Here is a 16,520-nt window from a genome sequence, read left to right on the forward strand (position 1 = left end):
GACAGAATGAGATTCGGCAATTCGGGCGCTGGCGATCCGAGCGTGGGCACGTCCGGCGACACGGAGCCTGCTGAGTGTCCGTACTGCGGGTCGACGGAGACGGAGCGTGAGCACCCGAAGGGCCCGGGACTGTGTCGCTCGATGCACTACTGTACTGCGTGTGAGGAACCGTTCGAGAAGTTCGGATAGTCGTCGCGTCGTTGCTCTTTTCGTCCGTACCGACCTGGCCAGCGTATGGTCGAAGACGACGCAGAGCAGACGACACACGAGGGCGCGGTCGCCGAGAGTTCGGTCTCGTCGGGGACGCTCGTTCGCCATCCACTGAACGATCTGGATCGGCTCCGGGCAGAACTCGACGACGCGGTGCGTATCGTACAGAGTGGTGGTAATCCGAGTCAGGACCTGTTGGCACCACTCCTGCCGTACTACACTGTCGCCGTGGAGTTAGTCAAGAGCCGGAGTAACTCTCTGCTGGCCCGTGTACTCTTGCGGGACGACGTCAGAGACGTGAGCCGGGCACGGGACCTAGTCGTGGAGACCAGTGTGGGGACGAAAGTCAGTCTCCTCTACGAAACCGGAACGATCGAGAACGAGACTCGTGAACGGCTGATTCGAGCCAAGAACGTCCGTAACGACCTGGTTCACGAAGTCGATCAGCGATACACGCTCGCAACCTTCGAGAGTGAGAGAGACTTCGAACGAGAACTGGACGCGGCGCTCGAAGCCGTCCACACACTGGACGAGGTGTACAAACGACGCCACGAACTGTGAACGGTGCCGCACGTCTGAGGAAGGAAGGAGAGCGATTCGGGTCGAATTTGATACAGACTCCGCACAGAGGCGAGTCCGATGTCGGAAAACCCCTTTTGTCCGTCCCGTCCCTGACTCTGGTATGCACACCGCGCCGCCACGCCACACCCACACGAGCGACCTCGGAGGCGACAGATGAGCCGCGCCGACCGACTCCCCTCGCCGTGGACACTCCTGATCGCTCTCGCGGGCGGATTCGCCGCAGTCGGGGCCTCCTACGCTGTGGTCGGGGGCACCCCCGCGTTCGTCGCCACACCGATCAGTCGCGGAGTGACCGCCGTCACCCCCGGCGCGGTCATCACCTGGGCGATCCAGAATCTCGGGTCGCTCGGCCAGCAGGGGGCGTTCCTCGGCGCACTCGTGCTGACGGTCGGACTCTTCGCCACGATCGCGCTCGCCGGGATCCTCGCCGGGCGACGATTCGGGACCAGCGACACCGGGCCGCGCTCCCCGACCGCGTTGGCGCTGGCGACCACCGGCGTCGGATCGCTCGCGGTCGCAGTCCTGCTGGTCGGTCCCACCGCCTCGGCACTCGCGGCCGCCGTCGCCGGAACTGCCGTCGTCGCGGTCGGGGTTCGTGGCCGACGGGTAGTCGGTGCCGAACCCGCCTCGGTCTCACGCAGACGAGCGATCCAAGCCGGGATCGGCGGGCTGGCGGTCGCGGGCATCGGCTCCGCACTCGGTCGGCAGGCCGGTCGCGGGACGACGACCGAGAACGACGTGGCCGACGCGACGACCGCGAACCTGCTCCGGATCGCGGAGGACCGCACTATTCCAATCGCGGGTATCGACGGCCTGCTCTCCGGACCGGGGTTCTACGAGGTGGACATCAACAGCGTCGATCCGAACCTCTCGGCCGACGACTGGACGCTCTCGATCACCGGCGCAGTCGAGGCGGAAGCCGAAGTGAGCTACGCCGACCTCCGGGCGTACGAACCCGAACACCGGTTCGTCTCCCTGCGGTGTGTCGGCGAACCACTCAACGGGAAGAAGCTGGACAACGCGCTGTGGACCGGCGTCCCACTCGTCGAGGTCATCGAGGACGCGACCGGCCACCCGCTCCCCGACGAGTGCTGTGTGATGCTCCGCGCGGACGACGACTTCTACGAGGAGTTCCCGGTCTCGGCGCTGGAAGACGGCTTCCTCGCGTACGGGATGGACGGCGCACGCCTCCCGCGCGGCCACGGCTACCCGGTCCGGGCGCTGATCCCCGGTCACTGGGGCGAGATCAACGTCAAGTGGCTCACCGAGATCGAGATCCTCGAGGACCCGGCAGACGGCTACTGGGAGAAGCGCGGCTGGCACGGCACCGGCCCGGTCGAGACCGTCGCCAAACTCCACGCCGTCAACCGGCTGGACGACGGGCGAATCGAGGTCGCGGGCCACGCCTACGCCGGGACGCGGGGCATCTCCCGCGTCGAGGTCTCGACCGACGGCGGCGAGACGTGGTCGGACGCCGAACTGTCCGCGCGCCTGCCGGGCGCGTTCCGTGGCGGCGAACAGTTGCGGGAGACCGCACAGGACGCCTGGCGGCAGTGGCACTACGTCTACGAGGCCGACGAGCCACACGAGGTCGTGGTTCGCGCGACCGACGCGGAAGGCAGGCTCCAGCCCGAAGAACAGCGGAAGTCGTTCCCGAGCGGGGCGACCGGGTGGGTCTCACAGCAGGTGGAGCCGTGATGGACGCGACCAGTCACAGGAGCCACGACAAGACGCTGTGGTACCTGTTGACCGCGACACGCGGCGGGCCGAACCGGGCGCGCATCGTCCGGGCGCTGGCGGAGCGACCCCGGAACGCGAACCGACTCGCCGACGAGTTGGGTGTCGGCTACAAGACGGTCAGACACCACCTCGACACCCTGCAGGAACACGGCGTCGTAGAGGCCGGCGGCGACGACTACGGGAAACTCTACTTCGTCACCGACCGCGTCGAACGCGAGTGGGACACCTTCGAGCGCATCGCCGAGGAGATCGACGGATGAGTCGGCGTCGGCCGACTGGCGTCGGGAGGCGACGCCGATGTCGGTGATGGACTCTCGGAGGGGGCGCTGATGGTCGCCATGGAGACGACGATCATGCTGGCGAGTGCGCTGTCGGGCGTGAACCTCCTGCTCCTCGGCGCGGTGACGGCCGTGTGGGTACGGAACTACCGGACGTTCGGCACCCCGCTGATCGCCGGGTTGATCGCGTTCGGTGCGGTCCTGCTGGTGGAGAACGCGGTCGCCATCTACTTCTTCTTCAGCATGGAGAGCCTCTACTCCGGTGACCCGCACGTCCAGCAGGCCGTGCTGGTGATGCGCGCCCTGCAGGCCGTCGCGCTCGGGGTGCTGGCCTACGTCACGGTCAGATAGAGGGAACTCGACGGCTCTGTCGAAATCCTGACCGACTGATAGCTGTGGCGTGACCGATACAGAGTACGGATTCGGTCCGCGATTACGTGGTGGTCGTGTTCGGTCCGCGATTACGTGGTGGTCGTGTCGTTTGGCCGCCTACAGTACGAGAGGAGGGGACCAACCGAGAAACCACAGTCCAGTGATCATCGTTAGCCGGCGACGATGTACCGCTCGTGGCCGTATCCCACGAGCGCACCGAGTGGGACGACGAAGGGGACGGCCGATGACAACCCCGAATGTACGTGCGAGGAACTCGTCGACAGCGTCGACAGTGGTTTTTCCGGCCGCCCCGAGGTCCTAGCCACGGTCTCCGCCGAACTGGTACTCGGCGACGGCCTCCTCGTCGGCGGCTTGTTTCTCGTGTGAGAGGTGTGCGACCACCCGACACGCGGGGGCCCACCATCTGTTATACCCGGCCTGACTCGTCCGAGGAGACACGTCGTCGGAGTCCCCAATTGCAATACCGCGCCGGTCGAACATCTGCACATCCATGGCCTCCGATATCGTCCTCACAGCCGGGTTTCTCGTCTGCGGCACGTTCACCGTCGTGCTGGGGATCGTTCACTTCGCCATGCCGTGGCTACTGGACTTCGACGGTGCGATACCGATGGAAGGCGACTCGTTGCGTCCGCTCGAACTGCTCGTCGTCACGTACCAGACGAAGCGGTCGGATATCCGCGGGATCGCGCAGATCATGAATCACGCAGTCAGTTACACCCTCGTCTCGATCGGGATCGTCGATCTCCTCGCGTCACGCTGGCTCGCGGCGTGGTTCGCGCCGTACCTGCTCGCGTGGATCGCTGGGTGGTGGTTTCTCCGCGCGGCGACACAGCGTCACATGGGGTCCCGACCGGGCGATCGGCTGGTCGCAGCCGGGTTCACGCTCGTCGGTCTGTTCCATCTCGCGGTCGCCGTGGGGTAGAGGAACCGGTGGCTGACGTCCTCGTCGGGGATCGTACACTGGTCTTTCTGTCCGAACCAGTCGTAGCGGTTGTCGGCGACGATGTCGTACAGCGAATCGCGGAGACTCTTCGGGAGAATCCGGCCGACCCATGCCACCCGATACGGCCACCCGAGCAGTTCCGCGACGCGGATCGCGGCGTCCGACTTCGTGTACAGTTGCTCCCCTTCGACGAGGACGAACGAGTCGAACCCCTCCGTCGGAAGGCCGTGCCGAGTCAGCAGATCCTGTCCCGCGTCGGACTGCAACGCGGCGAACGTGAGTCGCCCCTCGGGGTCACGGGGGAGCAGAAAGGAGACGAGCCCGTTACACAGGTTGCAGACGCCGTCGAACAGCACGACCGCCTCGTCCGGTTCGACACCCGTCTCGGCGTCCGTCTCAGCGGTCATCTGTGTCCTCCCGCAGCCGTCTGCTCCGAGACGCGACGACGTCCAGCCCCGGGCTGTAGTAGTACACCGGCTCTGTGTCCGGGCGAGCAAAGCCGTCGGCCCGCAACAGGGTATCGGTCTCGACGGTGGCGTCGGCCGGGTACAGCGCCCACGTGTCGTGATCGACGTCGGTGTACCGGATCGTGCCGTCGGGCGCTTCGGTGCAGAAGCGATAGCGCTCCACGAGGAACTCCGCCAGCGGGTCGGTCGGCGCGTCGAAGGGTTCGCCGGTCGGCCAGTAGGTCGCTTCGTAGCGGCCGGGACGGGCACCTGGATGGTGGCGTCGGCTCGTGAACCGGACGCGCCCGTCGCTCATCTCCAACGCGATCCGGGCGTAGTAGTACGGCAAGTGATGGAACAGGCGAGCACCGGTGACGCTGAGGAGCCCCTGTGCGTCGAGGCTGAAGAAGTAGACGCTCGGGACGCCATCACGCGTGACGTAGGTCCGGACGTTTATCTCCGGAAGTCGCACGCCGAGCGATCGCGGGGTCCCTTTCGGCCGGACGGCGACGTTTGTGAACGGGATCACCGAGAGCCACGCGCTCCCGTCGTGCGTATCCGCGCTCAGCGACGCGGGGAGATGGGCGTCCATCAGCACCGGGTCGACCGGCCAGTTCTCGAACAACAGGTGGCGCCAGCCCATCTCCAGTGGAACGACCATAGTGGGTAGTCAGGTGACCGACGGAAATTCCTCCCGGTGCGTTCGGCAGCAGCGCCGGAAGTCACTCCACAGGCGAGCGGGAGCGTTCGTAGAGGGTCCCTGCGAGGATGCCGAGCGGGAGCGTGATCCAGCACGTGGCCACGAACGCGACGGAGGTGAACGCGGCGACGCCGACGACGGCTTCGGTGATGGCATCGCCGGTAAGGACGGCGAGGACGACGGCACCACAGGTCCCGACCACCGCCGGACCCACGTAGACCAGCATCGTCGCGAGGAAGCCGTTCACCGCACCGATAAACGGGACCGAGGGTGGAACCGAACGCCACGCGACGACCCCGGCGACGAACCCGAGGGGGGCGACGACGCCGGCGACGGTGCCAGCCCCGCTGAGCAACCCGATAGTGGCGAACCCGAGAAACTGTCCCGACGAAGCGCTCCCGACACTCGCCGAGAGGAGTAGGATGGCGACGAACTGCACGACGAAGTAGAGAACTCCGGCACCCGCAGCCGCAATTCCCATCGCGTATCCGGCACCGATAGTCCGGTCGTCACCACGCGGTAGCCGATCGAGGTGCCGACAGGGGGCCACGGCGCTTGGAGCGGGGAGGGCCATATCGGAACGTCACGGGACTGTCTATTCATTCTTGTGACGGCATCGACGTGAGTCTACACCCTATCGGCCCGCAGAACACTCTCGGTCGGGTCTACACGTCCACAACACTCACCGAAGGCAGACCGACACTAGGTCGATGCGGTACTGCACACTACTCGCCGGTGAGAGACGGGATCGCTACGTGGACGAGAGCGAACAGCGCCAATCCCGATACGATAAAGGCAAACCCGAGCACCGGTTGTTCCCCCCACGGTAGTTCGAGCGGTGCCCTGTCGAGCAGACCCACTCTATCCGGGTTCCGTATCTGTCCCCAGCTTAGCGTAGCGCCGATCGTGACGAGTATCCAAGAGCCATACGTGCCGACCAGCGCTAGATATCTGCTAGTTTGGGCCGGACCACGAGACGTGGTCGCATCCCCACTCGCGTCTGGGTCGGCGTCGAACTTGTACTCCCCACTCGTCTCTGATTCGGTGTCGAACCTGTCGTACCACCCGGCGTACAACAGCACCACACCGAGTCCAGCGAGTACAATCCCGAGTGTACTCGTCTCTACGGGGAGTTCGACCCAGGTGGCTGGAACGAAGTACAGTATCGTCCCACCAGCCATGAGTACGATCGGAACGTAGCCGAGTAGTCTCTCGATGGCTCTCATGGTATGAACAGCTCGTTCGAAACGTTTCGATCACACGCGATCGGCTTGTGTTTTGGGACGACGAGGCTCCGGATCACCGTCCGAAGGCGGCCTTCGGGATGTGCGAACAGCATTACGACTCTTCCCGTACGGACGGCGCACCGGTTCCGGTTTCGTTCCGTACGACGAAGTAGAGAGCCCAGACGACGAACCCGCCGAGCCCCCCGAGGAACACGCCGAGAAACGATCCGGCACCCCACGCGAAGGCGTGAGATTGGTTCCGGCGCTTCGCGTCGCGGTAGATCCACACAGCAACACCGATATTGACGAGAAACAGTACCACGGGAATTACAAGGACGATGAGGAGTTCGACACTGATCGGACCGCCTGCCTGAGGTGTAATCGACATGAGTGCGCGTTGCGGCCGTGCTATTGTAAAAACGAATGCGGTTTTCGCGGCCGCAAAGCGGCGATTCGCGGCCGTGAAACGATCGGACGAGAGTCAGTTGGCCGGACTCCCGGGGTGGCACACCACGGCAGGTACTGCGACAGTGCCAAGAACATACGGCGGGGGGTTCGACCCGTCTGTCCCCAGGAGTTGTTGGACATCGACACGTCATCGCCACGGCTAGTTCGCCCCACTACCGCACGACACGCTCGCCAGCGACCAGGAACAGCCCGGCGATCAGTAGTTGAAGTGCGGTGACGCCGACGAACAGCCCGCCGGTCGCGAGGACGGCGGCGAGGGATTCGATCGGACCTCCTGTCTCGTTCAGGAGTCCGACGATGACGATGCTCGTGCTGCTACCGAGTACAACTATCGACACCAACCCACCTAGCACGAAGAGTCGGAAGCCTGCCGTGTCCGACACTGTGAGGAAGCCGATGGAGAGCCGGTCGTGCGGGGCTTCGGTAGCGAAGGCGTCTTTCCCTTCGGGGGACAGCGGCCAGTTCGACTCCTGGTAATTGATGTAGTACAGTGTGACCGAGTCGGGGTACGTCTCGGTGGCGACGATATCGATCTCCTGCAACTCGTTCAGTCGGTTCCGTACCGTCGCTTTGCTCACGTCCGGTTTGACGAGAGCTTGGAGCTGACGAGCCGAGAAGAACGGCCGCTCTGAGTCGACCATCGTCTCGACGACGTGCTTTTGTGAGAGCGTGTTGTCGAGGTTCTGATCGAGCCGATTGTCGATCCAACTCGGAAGCTCGGACACGGTGGGTCGGTGGAACGGCCGGAAGGGTATAAATACCGAACAGGATTTCGTGGCCGCAAACCGCGAATCGGCAGGTGGGAAACGGTGAAAGTCCAGCAGTTGGTTGCGTGCAGCTCCGGTTGTTCGATTACGTACACATAATGTCGATAAGGGCGACTGGAACTCGACACCGACCAGTCACGCCTGTCCTCTGGCTACGTACCGTTCGTATCCGTATCCCACGGTCGCCGCTATCGGGACGATGAACGGGAGCGTGATGAGCAGTCCGAGTCCAACGATCAGGGCGAGGAACTCGATGGCTTCGAACACCGTCCCGCTTGTAGGTGGGCCGATGGTGGGAGCCTCTAGCACGATGGCCGTGATGCCTACCAGGGCCGTGAACAGGAACACGGCGACGGCTCCCGATATGGCGCCGGCCATGGCACCGTAGCGTGGGTTCGGTTCCTCCGGCATCACCACACGCCAGACGACAGTCGCGACGGTCAGCGCGAGGACTGGCGTGACGATTATCCCGAGGGTGGCGCCGGGGTTCCCCCGACCGGATCCAGAAAAGAGGTTGAAGAGGGCGAAGAGCGAGGCGGCGACGTACGCCGACCCGGCGATGGCGAGGCCCGCCCCGACGTCTCGCCGAGATAGGCCCAAGGAGTCGAACATGTTCTACCAGGCGCACGTTAGCGGATACTCGGTCATAAACGTTCGACCACCGACCGCCGTGATTCATTCCTCGTCGACTCGCGCTCCGTCTCCAGCACAGTTCCGACGAACCGCCGGGAACTGAGGATCTCGACAGACCGAACTCCACAGGTTTACGCCGGGGGACGCGCAAGCCACGCCCATGACGACCCCGTGGTTCGCGGACCTGTCGCCCGACGAGGCCGCCAGCGAGACGGCCCGCAGTCGGATTCGAGACGGGTCGGCGGACGCCCCCGACGACTGGCCGGCACGCGCGGTCGAATCGGGCTTCGCCGAGAGCGAGTCGGACTACTACGCCACGTTGCGCGAGGCGACCATCTCTGCGACACGCGAGGCGGTCACCGAACGCGAACGCGCCGACGACCAGCAGTTGGTCCACGCGGTGCGCGCGATGGACGACACCGCCCGCACCGCGAACGAACTCGCCGAGCGACTCGCGGAGTGGGCCGGGAGCCTCTTCGACGACCCCGGCACCGGCATCGCGGGTGCCCGCGCCGTCGCCGACATCGACCCCGCCGATCCGACCGAGGAACGCGCCGTCTCGCTCGCACAGCGTGTCGTGGACCTCGCCGACGAGCGCGACGACCTGGAGTCCTACGTCCGAGAGCGCGCCCCGACCGTCTACCCGAACCTCGCGGAGATGGCCGGGCCGGTGCTGGCGACCCGCCTCGTCGCGCTCGTCGGCGGCCTGGAGTCGTTGGCGAAGAAACCCTCGGGGACGATCCAAGTGCTCGGTGCCGAGGACGCGCTGTTCGCGCACCTCCGGGGCCACGCCCCCTCGCCGAAACACGGGATCATCTTCACCCACGAGTACGTTCGCGGGACCCGCCGCGAGGACCGCGGCTCGGCCGCCCGTGCCTTCGCCGGCAAGTTGGCGATCGCCGCACGCATCGACCACTACTCCGGCGACTACCGTCCGGAACTCCACGCCGAACTGCGCGACAGGATCGAGACGATTCAGGCGCGAGGTGCCGACGATGCGTGAACTCCCCACGGCGACCGACGGCGGGAGGCCGTCGCTCCCCGTAGCAACCGACGGCGGGAGGCCGTCGCTCCCCGCGGGCGTCGAACGCCGGAGCTTCGACGGCCGGGAACGACTGGCGACGCGCGGGCCGACCGTCTACGGCGAACCCTCGGACGGCGAGTGGCGCCTCTGGGACGCCGGGCGCTCGAAACTCGGTGCGATGCTCGCACTCGGGATGGACACTGGCCTCGCTGGCGGTGAGTCGGTGCTGTACCTCGGCGCGGCGAGTGGGACCACGGTCAGCCACGTCGCAGACTTCTCGGGACCGACCTACGCGGTGGAGTTCGCGCCCCGACCGACCCGCGATCTGCTCGGCGTGGCAGAAGACCGCCAGAACCTCTTCCCGCTGCTGAAGGACGCCCGGAAGCCGGCGACCTACGCTCACGTCGTGGAGTCGAATCTGGACGTGCTCGTGCAGGACGTGGCGACACGCGGGCAGGCCGAGGTCGCCCTGCGGAACCGGCAGTTCCTCGCGGACGACGGGCGACTGCTGGTCGCTATCAAAGCCAGAAGCGAGGACGTGACCGCCGACCCGAGCGACGTGTTCGAGTCGGTACTCGGCGAGTTGGAGACGGGCTACGAGGTTCTGGAGACCGAGCGACTGGATCGGTTCCACGAGGACCACCTCGGCATCGTGGCGAGGCCGAGGTAGTTCGACTTCGCCTACGCTACTCCAACAGCGACTCGCCGGTCATCGCGTCCGGTTGTGGCAGACTCATCAGTTCGAGAATCGTCGGCGCGAGATCACAGAGCGCGCCGCCCGAGCGCAGGGTCCGGCCGCCACCGTCGCCGGCCGGCGTGAGGTAGATCACCGGCACCGGGTTGAACGTGTGGGCGGTGTGCGGCCGGTCTGCGGTGCCCATGTCGTCGGCGTTCCCGTGGTCGGCCGTGACGATCGCGTGCCCGCCGGCTTCTGCCACGGCGTCCAGCAACCGGCCGAGTTGTTCGTCCACCGCCTCGACTGCCGCCACGGCGGCGTCGAAGTCGCCGGTGTGCCCCACCATGTCCGGGTTCGCGTAGTTGACGACGAGCAGGTCCGGGTCGTCCGCCTCGATGAACTCTATTGCCGTGTCGGTCACACCTTCGGCGGACATCTCCGGCTTGCGGTCGTAGGTCGGCACGTCCGGACTCTCGACGATCTGGCGGTTCTCGCCGGGGAACTCGACCTCGCGCCCGCCGTTGAGGAAGTAGGTGACGTGGGCGTACTTCTCGGATTCGGCCAGTCGCAGTTGCGTGAGTCCGGTCTCCGAGACAACTTCGCCGAGCGTGTCCTCCGGCTGGTTCGGCGGGTAGGCGACCGGGAGACCGAACTCCTTGTCGTACTCGGTCATCGTGACGACCCGCGTCGCCGGCGGGGTGGTGTCCGCGCCCCACGCCTCAGGCTCGATGTCGGCGAGCATCCGGACCAGTTGCCGGGCGCGGTCGGCCCGGAAGTTGAAGAAGACGACCGCGTCGCCGTCGTCCAGCGTCGCGCCGCCCGCCACGGTGGTCGGCTCGACGAACTCGTCGGTCTCCCCGCGCTCGTAGGACTCGGTCACGGCCGCGACCGCAGAGTCGGCTTCGTACTCTGCCTCGCGGGAGACGATGGCGTCGTAGGCGCGCCGGGTGCGGTCCCAGTTCTGGTCGCGGTCCATCGCGTAGTAGCGCCCCGAGACGGTCGCCACGCCGCCCGTGTCCTGTTCGTCGACGACCGACTGGAGGGCTTCGAGGTAGCCCTCGCCGCCGTGCGGGTCGGTGTCCCGGCCGTCGGTGAAGGCGTGGGTCACGGCGTCGGTCCCCCGCCGGCCCGCGAGTTCGATCAGCGCGTGGAGGTGCTCCTGTGAAGAGTGGACGCCGCCGTCGGAGACGAGTCCCATGAAGTGGACCTGTCCGTCGTTCGCCTCGGCGTGCTCGAACGCCGAGAGCAGGGCCTCGTTCTCGAAGAAGGAGCCGTCCTCGATGTCGTCGCCGATCCGAGTGTACGCCTGCTTGACGACCCGGCCCGCACCGATGTTGAGGTGACCGACCTCGGAGTTGCCCATCTGCCCGTCGGGGAGACCGACGGCGCGCCCGTGCGTCGTCAGCGTCTCGTGTGCCCCGGCGTTCCAGATGCGGTCGAAGGTCGGCGTGTCGGCCGCCTTCACCGCGTCCCGTCGGTCGTGGTCGCCCAGTCCCCAGCCGTCGAGTACCACCAGTGCGGCTCGCATACCCGGTCGGTCGCGGTCCCGCGCCGAATAGGCTTCGCTTCCCGCAGTGCCGTCTACGAGTCGGACACACTCCACTCGCCTCCCGGTTCACGGCCCCGTTGCCACCAGTTATATTCCGGAGAAGCCTGAACTGACGGTATCTATGGACGACCCCGACAGCCCCGACGACGGGGACGGCCCTCCCGGCGAGTCCACGCCCGACGACGCGTCGCCCGACGTGACCGAGACTGCCGCCGCCGGTGACGAACCGGCCGACGACGCAGACGGCGGGAGAGTCGCCGGACTCGGCGACCTCGGCCGCCGGAAGCTGCTCGCCGGCGTCGGCGGGGCGGCGGTGCTCGGCGGCGGCGCGCTGGCAATGTTCGGCGGCGAGACGAGTGTCCCGAACCCCTCGGAGGTCGTCCGGCCCGACCCCGAGACGGCACGGGACTTCGCCGACGCCTTCGCGCCGACCATCTACTTCGGCGCCGGCGAGCGCTGGTTCCCGACCGACCCGCGCCGGTACGAGTCGGAGCAGGACGGCGAGACGGTCGTCGCCGGGTTCGACGCTCTCGACGGCTACACGAAGGAGTTCGACGAGTCCGGCGACCCGCCGGCTCCGACCGTCTTCTACAACGTCGTGGAAGTGACCGACCGCCTGACGGTCGTCCAGCACTGGTTCTACTCGGCCTTCGACCAGTTCACGACGAACTTCCACTGGCACGACTGGGAACTGCTCCAGACGTTCGTCGACACCGAGACGAACGAACCGGTGCTCTACGCCGCGAGCGCCCACTCTCGGAAGGTGCCGAACAACGAGTTTCTCGACCCCGAGGCCAGCGACCGAGTCGCCATCATCTCGGAGGTCGGCTCACACTCCAGCGCCCTGGGGGTCAACGCATCCCCGCGAACGTTCCAGCGGTTCCCCTCCGAGGACACCATCGCCGACATCACGAACCGGGTCATCGACGTGGCCGAGAGCGTCGGGAGTTTCCCCGTCGCCTACGGCCTCCCGCGCGACGAAGGTGCGCCGCTCCCGTATGCACTCCCGGAACTCGACGGGAAGCCGGTGTACGAACACGACCGCCTGCCGAACGTCGAGCGTGAGCATCTCGTTCCCGACGAGTTGACGGTCCGGAGTTTCGGCGACCTGTCGACCCCACCCGAGGAACTCCCGGCCCGTGAGCAGGGGCGGTCGTTCGGTCCGGTCGGCGTCGAGACCGACACGACCTACGACCTCGTCCCGATGCAGGAGACCGATCACATCGCGGACTACACCGGGCCACAGTTGAGTTTCGAGTTCGCGGTCCCCAAGTTCGCGGAGAACGCGGTCGCCAGCCACCTGACGAGCGTCGGGCGACCGCAGGATCAGCCACGCTACCGAAACCCGGTGGAAGACGTGACCGACCCGCGACACCGGTCGGCACTCGCAGAGCAGTTCGCGGGCGTCGAGACCGGGGGACCGGTGTCGCAGGTGGTCGGCGTCCTCCGAGAGGCGACGGCCGGCGCACCGGGCGCACCCGAGGGAGGCGGCATCTCGCTGTCGGAACCGACGACCGAGAGTGTCGCCCTGCTGGAGAGCGACCCGACCGCGATTCCGACGACGAACGGCATCGTCGTGGCGACCGACGTGGCCGAGGGCGAGCACCGACTGACGATCAACGGTCCAGGGGTCGCACCCTACACCCAACGCCTCCGACACGGTGGCGGAGACGAGACGACCCGTGTCGGCGTCGAGGGCGCGGTGACGGTTGTCCCGAACCGGGACGCGGTGAAGGTGCAGGCCGACGCCCGCGAGACGCCGGCCGGCGTGGCGAACCTCGAAATCACCGACGACTTCGCGGGGGCGGTCTACGACGCGCTCCCGGCGACAGACGACACCTTCGGCGTCTACGTCCACCGATCCGGCGCGTACACCGCCGAGATCACCGACCGTGACGGGGACAGGGGTGCGTTCCGGGTGAACCCGGACGAAGGCGAGGAAACCGTCACCATCGAGAACCCGACGACCGGAAAACTGGCGATGACGCGTTACCTCGTGGACTATCTCTCGGAGAGTCTCGCCGAGGCCCGGTCGTTCCGCGAGCGTGAGGACACCGACGGCGAGGACCTCGATCCGATCCTCAAGGAGTTGGAGACCGCGGTCGCGGCCGCGAAACAGGCTCGTGATGCGGCCGAGTCCGACGACGCGAGCGCGGCGAACGACCGGTTGTCGGAGGTCGAGCGTCGAATCGACGCCATCGCCGAATCGGTCCGCGACAACCGGGAGCAGCTCTCGACACGGGTGCTCGCCCTACTCGGTCGCCGGATCGAACGCGCGCGAACCCGGGTTCAGCAGGCTACCGACGCGCCGCTGAAGTGACGTCTGCCGTCCGCCCATCCGTCTCCTCGCGCCCCTCCCACTCCCCGTCGGCGAGCGACCCGGCGACGAGGTCACCGCCTTTCAGCACCGCCTCGGGATCGTTCAACACCGTCAGGTCGTCGAGTGGGTTCCCGGCTACGACCAGCAGGTCGGCGTGTGTCCCGGGGTCCAGCGTCCCGGAGCCGTCGAGGCCGACCACCTCGGCGGCCGTCTCGGTCATCGCCCGGATCGCGTCGCGGGCACCCAGTCCGTACTCGGCCATGAACTGCATCTCGCTGGCGTTCGCGCCGTGGAAGTTGAACGGCGTGCCGGCGTCGGTGCCGCCGGCGATTCGGACGCCGGCCTCGGCCGCCATCCGGAACGACTCGATGTGCTGCTCGTACACCTGCTCGGTCTTCCGGGCGCTCTCTGTCGTCGCGCCGGCGGCGTTTCGGGTGATGCGGTACGGCGCGGAGAGTGTCGGCACGAGTGTCACGTCCTCGGCGAGCATGAGATCGATCGCCTCGTCGTCGAGGAAGGTGCCGTGTTCGACCGTGTCCACGCCGGCCGCGACGGCGGCTTTGACGCCCGCCGCGCCGTGTGCGTGGGTCGCGGTGTGGACGCCTCTCGCGTGGGCCTCGTCGACGAGTGCGTCGAGTTCGGCGTCGGTCAGTGCGACCGCGCCGGGGTCGGTGCCGGGCGTCGTCACCCCGCCGGTCGTCATGAACTTGATGAACTCCGCGCCGCGCTTCACCTGTTCTCGGACCGCCTTCCGGGCGTCCGCCGGGCCGTCGATCTCTCTCCCGAGGTGGTGGCCGTGCCCACCGGTGATCGTGATCGACCGGCAGTTGGCGACGGTCCGGGGGCCGGGGACGTCGCCGCGTTCGATGGCGTCTCTGACGTGGACGTCGACGTCGCTGGCACCCATCGCCCGGACGCCGGTCACGCCGGCTTCGAGCGTCTCGCGGGCGTTTCTGGCTTCGACGAGTGTCAGTTCCGGGTCGGACAGACCGACGACTTCCTCGACCGAGCGTTCGCCGGACAGCGAGAAGTGGACGTGGGCGTCCACCAGTCCCGGCAGGACGGTCCGGCCCGGCAACGAGACGACCGGTTCGTCGGCCCGTCGCTCGGCGTCACCGACCGCCGTGATCGTTCCAGCGTCCGGATCGACCCGGATCGCGGCGTCCTCGAACTCCTCGTCGCCCGACAAGAGGCGCACGTCCCGCAGAATCATCGTTCCATCGTGGCGGCCCGGTGGGCTTGAATCTCTCCCTTTCGGGCGAGCCGCGACGGACAGCGAGCCGACGTCGTGATCGTTCAGTCGAGTTGTCAGCAGAGCGCCGAACCGTGAGCAGGCGACTCACTCGCGGGTGTCGATTCGCTGTCGAGAGGCCGAAAGTAACTTCCCGTGGGCGCGAGTCGTCGGTCGCATGGCAACATCCGGAGAGAGTACGCTGTCGGGTCGGTCGATCGGACTGGGCGCGGCCGGCGGTGCGGTCGCGTACGTCCTCGGCTACCTGTTCACCTACGTGCTCACGAGTTCAGAGATCCAGAACTCCTTCGCACAGCAACTGGTCGAGTTCGCCACCGGCGACCCCGGGACGTGGAAGATCGTCGGCTGGGTGTTCTACAACGCCCACTTCGTCTCGACGAACATCCCCGGCCTGTTCGGGACGAGTTCGGTGAACCTGATCGGCGAGGTGGAGGCGTTCTCGGCAGTGCTGTACGTCATCCCGCCGCTCCTGCTCGTGGCGGCCGGCATCTTCGCCGGGCGACAGGCCGGCGCTGACGACCCCGCTTCGGGCGCGACGAGTGGCGCACTGGTGCTCGCGGGCTACCTTCCGCTGGCTATCGTCGGCGCGTTCCTGTTCGTCATCTCGGCGGGCGACGCCTCGGCCGGCCCCGACCTGATCACCGGCGTCCTGCTGGGCGGCGCAGTCTACCCGGCGGTGTTCGGTGCGGTCGGCGGTGCGGTCGCCGGCGTGACGAGTTAGACGGTCGACTCGGCCGACCGGCGTCGACTCACGGTGGGCCGCGATTCAGAGCTGTTTCGCCAGCATCTCGCCCCAGTGCTCGAAGCCGTGGCGGTCGTAGACCGCCCGGGCACGCTCGTTCTTGCGATCCACGTCCAGCACCACCCTGTCGAGTGGCAGGTCCTGCTCGCGAGCGTGGGCGACCGCGCGGTCCAGCAGGTCGTCGGCGACACCGGTGCCCCGGTAGTCGGGCGCGAGGTAGAGTTCGTTCAGTACTGCGGCGTCCCAGACGAACGCGAGTCGTTCGGGCAGGAGGAAGACGTAGCCCGCGAGGTGGTCGGCGTCCACGGTCGTGTCGGACGGCTCGACGGCCGCATCCGGCACCGCGACCGTGATGCAGTCCGGATCCTCTGCGACACACCACGCTACCCAGTCGAGCCATCGGTCGCGGTACTCCTCGGTCAGTTTCTCCTCGTACGTCGCCTGTTTCGCGTCGTCGCCGGTCCCGCTCCCGAGACCGAGTTCGAAGCCGCGCTTCAGGTCCCACAGGGCGGCGCGGTCGGCCGAGTCGTCGGGGTCGTAGGCTCGGTAGTGCACAGACTGGATTCGGCCG

General features: G+C 67.0%; 20 protein-coding genes and 1 pseudogene. 10 read left to right on the forward strand and 11 right to left on the reverse strand.

Annotated features, from left to right (window positions below; all coding sequences use genetic code 11):
* The first annotated feature begins 6 nt into the window (after positions 1-6).
* From paaE to LI337_RS04035, 5 genes are all read left to right on the forward strand, one after another.
* On the forward strand, positions 7-189 hold the full coding sequence (gene paaE, locus LI337_RS04015) for a 1,2-phenylacetyl-CoA epoxidase subunit PaaE (RefSeq protein ID WP_227228431.1): 183 nt from the start codon (positions 7-9) through the stop codon (positions 187-189).
* A 45-nt stretch (positions 190-234) separates the two neighbouring features.
* Complete coding sequence (locus LI337_RS04020; protein ID WP_227228432.1) at positions 235-771, forward strand: hypothetical protein; 537 nt, start codon at positions 235-237, stop codon at positions 769-771.
* 174 nt (positions 772-945) lie between these two features.
* On the forward strand, positions 946-2,490 hold the full coding sequence (locus tag LI337_RS04025; RefSeq protein ID WP_227228433.1) for a molybdopterin-dependent oxidoreductase: 1,545 nt from the start codon (positions 946-948) through the stop codon (positions 2,488-2,490).
* Positions 2,490-2,792 carry an ArsR/SmtB family transcription factor gene (locus tag LI337_RS04030; RefSeq protein WP_227228434.1) on the forward strand — a complete coding sequence of 101 codons (303 nt, stop codon included), beginning with the start codon at positions 2,490-2,492 and terminating at the stop codon, positions 2,790-2,792. The genes LI337_RS04025 and LI337_RS04030 overlap by 1 nt, the downstream gene beginning before the upstream one ends.
* Positions 2,793-2,870: 78 nt before the next feature.
* Positions 2,871-3,161 (forward strand): DUF8036 family membrane protein, encoded by a 291-nt coding sequence (locus tag LI337_RS04035; protein ID WP_303645229.1) that lies wholly within the window; start codon positions 2,871-2,873, stop codon positions 3,159-3,161.
* A gap of 339 nt (positions 3,162-3,500) precedes the next feature.
* Here LI337_RS04035 and LI337_RS04040 read toward each other — a convergent pair whose 3' ends face one another.
* Positions 3,501-3,689 carry a hypothetical protein gene (locus LI337_RS04040; RefSeq protein ID WP_227228436.1) on the reverse strand — a complete coding sequence of 63 codons (189 nt, stop codon included), beginning with the start codon at positions 3,687-3,689 and terminating at the stop codon, positions 3,501-3,503.
* 4 nt (positions 3,690-3,693) lie between these two features.
* On the opposite strand from LI337_RS04040, the gene LI337_RS04045 reads away from it, so the two are divergent.
* On the forward strand, positions 3,694-4,125 hold the full coding sequence (locus tag LI337_RS04045; protein ID WP_227228437.1) for a hypothetical protein: 432 nt from the start codon (positions 3,694-3,696) through the stop codon (positions 4,123-4,125).
* Here the strand turns inward: LI337_RS04045 and LI337_RS04050 are convergent.
* From LI337_RS04050 to LI337_RS04080, 7 genes and pseudogenes are all read right to left on the reverse strand, one after another.
* Positions 4,125-4,553: pseudogene (locus LI337_RS04050) on the reverse strand (thiol-disulfide oxidoreductase DCC family protein); the annotation flags it as partial. The gene LI337_RS04045 and the pseudogene LI337_RS04050 sit on opposite strands and share 1 nt — an antisense overlap.
* On the reverse strand, positions 4,543-5,253 hold the full coding sequence (locus LI337_RS04055) for a YqjF family protein (protein WP_227228439.1): 711 nt from the start codon (positions 5,251-5,253) through the stop codon (positions 4,543-4,545). The pseudogene LI337_RS04050 and the gene LI337_RS04055, both read right to left, overlap by 11 nt.
* A 61-nt stretch (positions 5,254-5,314) precedes the next feature.
* The gene (locus tag LI337_RS04060) at positions 5,315-5,773 is read right to left on the reverse strand and encodes a hypothetical protein (RefSeq protein WP_227228440.1); all 459 of its coding nucleotides are present in this window, start codon (positions 5,771-5,773) and stop codon (positions 5,315-5,317) included.
* A gap of 244 nt (positions 5,774-6,017) precedes the next feature.
* Positions 6,018-6,518: a hypothetical protein gene (locus tag LI337_RS04065; RefSeq protein ID WP_227228441.1), complete on the reverse strand. Its 501-nt coding sequence runs from the start codon at positions 6,516-6,518 to the stop codon at positions 6,018-6,020.
* 112 nt (positions 6,519-6,630) lie between these two features.
* Entirely contained in the window at positions 6,631-6,906 is a 276-nt protein-coding gene (locus tag LI337_RS04070) for a hypothetical protein (RefSeq protein WP_227228442.1), read from the reverse strand.
* Between the two features lie 232 nt (positions 6,907-7,138).
* A complete protein-coding gene (locus LI337_RS04075) occupies positions 7,139-7,711 on the reverse strand; it encodes a helix-turn-helix domain-containing protein (protein WP_227228443.1) in 573 nt (190 codons plus the stop codon).
* 177 nt (positions 7,712-7,888) lie between these two features.
* Positions 7,889-8,365 carry a hypothetical protein gene (locus LI337_RS04080; protein WP_227228444.1) on the reverse strand — a complete coding sequence of 159 codons (477 nt, stop codon included), beginning with the start codon at positions 8,363-8,365 and terminating at the stop codon, positions 7,889-7,891.
* A gap of 181 nt (positions 8,366-8,546) precedes the next feature.
* Here LI337_RS04080 and LI337_RS04085 point away from each other — a divergent pair, with 181 nt between their 5' ends.
* Together LI337_RS04085 and LI337_RS04090 are read left to right on the forward strand one after the other, a co-directional pair.
* The gene (locus tag LI337_RS04085; protein WP_227228445.1) at positions 8,547-9,389 is read left to right on the forward strand and encodes an NOP5/NOP56 family protein; all 843 of its coding nucleotides are present in this window, start codon (positions 8,547-8,549) and stop codon (positions 9,387-9,389) included.
* Positions 9,382-10,080 carry a fibrillarin-like rRNA/tRNA 2'-O-methyltransferase gene (locus LI337_RS04090; RefSeq protein WP_227228446.1) on the forward strand — a complete coding sequence of 233 codons (699 nt, stop codon included), beginning with the start codon at positions 9,382-9,384 and terminating at the stop codon, positions 10,078-10,080. The genes LI337_RS04085 and LI337_RS04090 overlap by 8 nt, the downstream gene beginning before the upstream one ends.
* A gap of 16 nt (positions 10,081-10,096) precedes the next feature.
* Here the strand turns inward: LI337_RS04090 and gpmI are convergent, their stop codons facing one another.
* A complete protein-coding gene (gpmI, locus tag LI337_RS04095; RefSeq protein WP_227228447.1) occupies positions 10,097-11,614 on the reverse strand; it encodes a 2,3-bisphosphoglycerate-independent phosphoglycerate mutase in 1,518 nt (505 codons plus the stop codon).
* Positions 11,615-11,756: 142 nt separating this feature from the next.
* On the opposite strand from gpmI, the gene LI337_RS04100 reads away from it, so the two are divergent.
* On the forward strand, positions 11,757-13,955 hold the full coding sequence (locus tag LI337_RS04100; protein ID WP_227228448.1) for a hypothetical protein: 2,199 nt from the start codon (positions 11,757-11,759) through the stop codon (positions 13,953-13,955).
* Here LI337_RS04100 and LI337_RS04105 read toward each other — a convergent pair.
* Entirely contained in the window at positions 13,933-15,168 is a 1,236-nt protein-coding gene (locus LI337_RS04105; RefSeq protein WP_227228449.1) for a metal-dependent hydrolase family protein, read from the reverse strand. The genes LI337_RS04100 and LI337_RS04105 overlap by 23 nt on opposite strands.
* Before the next feature lie 196 nt (positions 15,169-15,364).
* On the opposite strand from LI337_RS04105, the gene LI337_RS04110 reads away from it, so the two are divergent.
* On the forward strand, positions 15,365-15,928 hold the full coding sequence (locus LI337_RS04110; RefSeq protein ID WP_227228450.1) for a DUF7978 family protein: 564 nt from the start codon (positions 15,365-15,367) through the stop codon (positions 15,926-15,928).
* Between the two features lie 45 nt (positions 15,929-15,973).
* Here the strand turns inward: LI337_RS04110 and LI337_RS04115 are convergent, their stop codons facing one another.
* Positions 15,974-16,504: a GNAT family N-acetyltransferase gene (locus tag LI337_RS04115; protein ID WP_227228451.1), complete on the reverse strand. Its 531-nt coding sequence runs from the start codon at positions 16,502-16,504 to the stop codon at positions 15,974-15,976.
* Positions 16,505-16,520: the final 16 nt, after the last annotated feature.

The sequence above is a fragment of the Salinirubrum litoreum genome, assembly GCF_020567425.1.
Taxonomy (GTDB): Archaea; Halobacteriota; Halobacteria; order Halobacteriales; family Haloferacaceae; genus Salinirubrum; species Salinirubrum litoreum.

Bases quoted from the DNA above. Each gene is read 5' to 3' on its own strand.
- LI337_RS04035 (WP_303645229.1), top strand. From the start codon at position 2,871: ATGGAGACGACGATCATGCTGGCGAGTGCGCTGTCGGGCGTGAACCTC.
- paaE (WP_227228431.1), top strand. From the start codon at position 7: ATGAGATTCGGCAATTCGGGCGCTGGCGATCCGAGCGTGGGCACGTCC.
- gpmI (WP_227228447.1), bottom strand. From the start codon at position 11,614: ATGCGAGCCGCACTGGTGGTACTCGACGGCTGGGGACTGGGCGACCAC.
- LI337_RS04100 (WP_227228448.1), top strand. From the start codon at position 11,757: ATGGACGACCCCGACAGCCCCGACGACGGGGACGGCCCTCCCGGCGAG.
- LI337_RS04030 (WP_227228434.1), top strand. From the start codon at position 2,490: ATGGACGCGACCAGTCACAGGAGCCACGACAAGACGCTGTGGTACCTG.
- LI337_RS04055 (WP_227228439.1), bottom strand. From the start codon at position 5,253: ATGGTCGTTCCACTGGAGATGGGCTGGCGCCACCTGTTGTTCGAGAAC.
- LI337_RS04070 (WP_227228442.1), bottom strand. From the start codon at position 6,906: ATGTCGATTACACCTCAGGCAGGCGGTCCGATCAGTGTCGAACTCCTC.
- LI337_RS04090 (WP_227228446.1), top strand. From the start codon at position 9,382: ATGCGTGAACTCCCCACGGCGACCGACGGCGGGAGGCCGTCGCTCCCC.
- LI337_RS04045 (WP_227228437.1), top strand. From the start codon at position 3,694: ATGGCCTCCGATATCGTCCTCACAGCCGGGTTTCTCGTCTGCGGCACG.
- LI337_RS04080 (WP_227228444.1), bottom strand. From the start codon at position 8,365: ATGTTCGACTCCTTGGGCCTATCTCGGCGAGACGTCGGGGCGGGCCTC.
- LI337_RS04110 (WP_227228450.1), top strand. From the start codon at position 15,365: ATGGCAACATCCGGAGAGAGTACGCTGTCGGGTCGGTCGATCGGACTG.
- LI337_RS04065 (WP_227228441.1), bottom strand. From the start codon at position 6,518: ATGAGAGCCATCGAGAGACTACTCGGCTACGTTCCGATCGTACTCATG.
- LI337_RS04020 (WP_227228432.1), top strand. From the start codon at position 235: ATGGTCGAAGACGACGCAGAGCAGACGACACACGAGGGCGCGGTCGCC.
- LI337_RS04085 (WP_227228445.1), top strand. From the start codon at position 8,547: ATGACGACCCCGTGGTTCGCGGACCTGTCGCCCGACGAGGCCGCCAGC.
- LI337_RS04060 (WP_227228440.1), bottom strand. From the start codon at position 5,773: ATGGGAATTGCGGCTGCGGGTGCCGGAGTTCTCTACTTCGTCGTGCAG.
- LI337_RS04025 (WP_227228433.1), top strand. From the start codon at position 946: ATGAGCCGCGCCGACCGACTCCCCTCGCCGTGGACACTCCTGATCGCT.
- LI337_RS04105 (WP_227228449.1), bottom strand. From the start codon at position 15,168: ATGATTCTGCGGGACGTGCGCCTCTTGTCGGGCGACGAGGAGTTCGAG.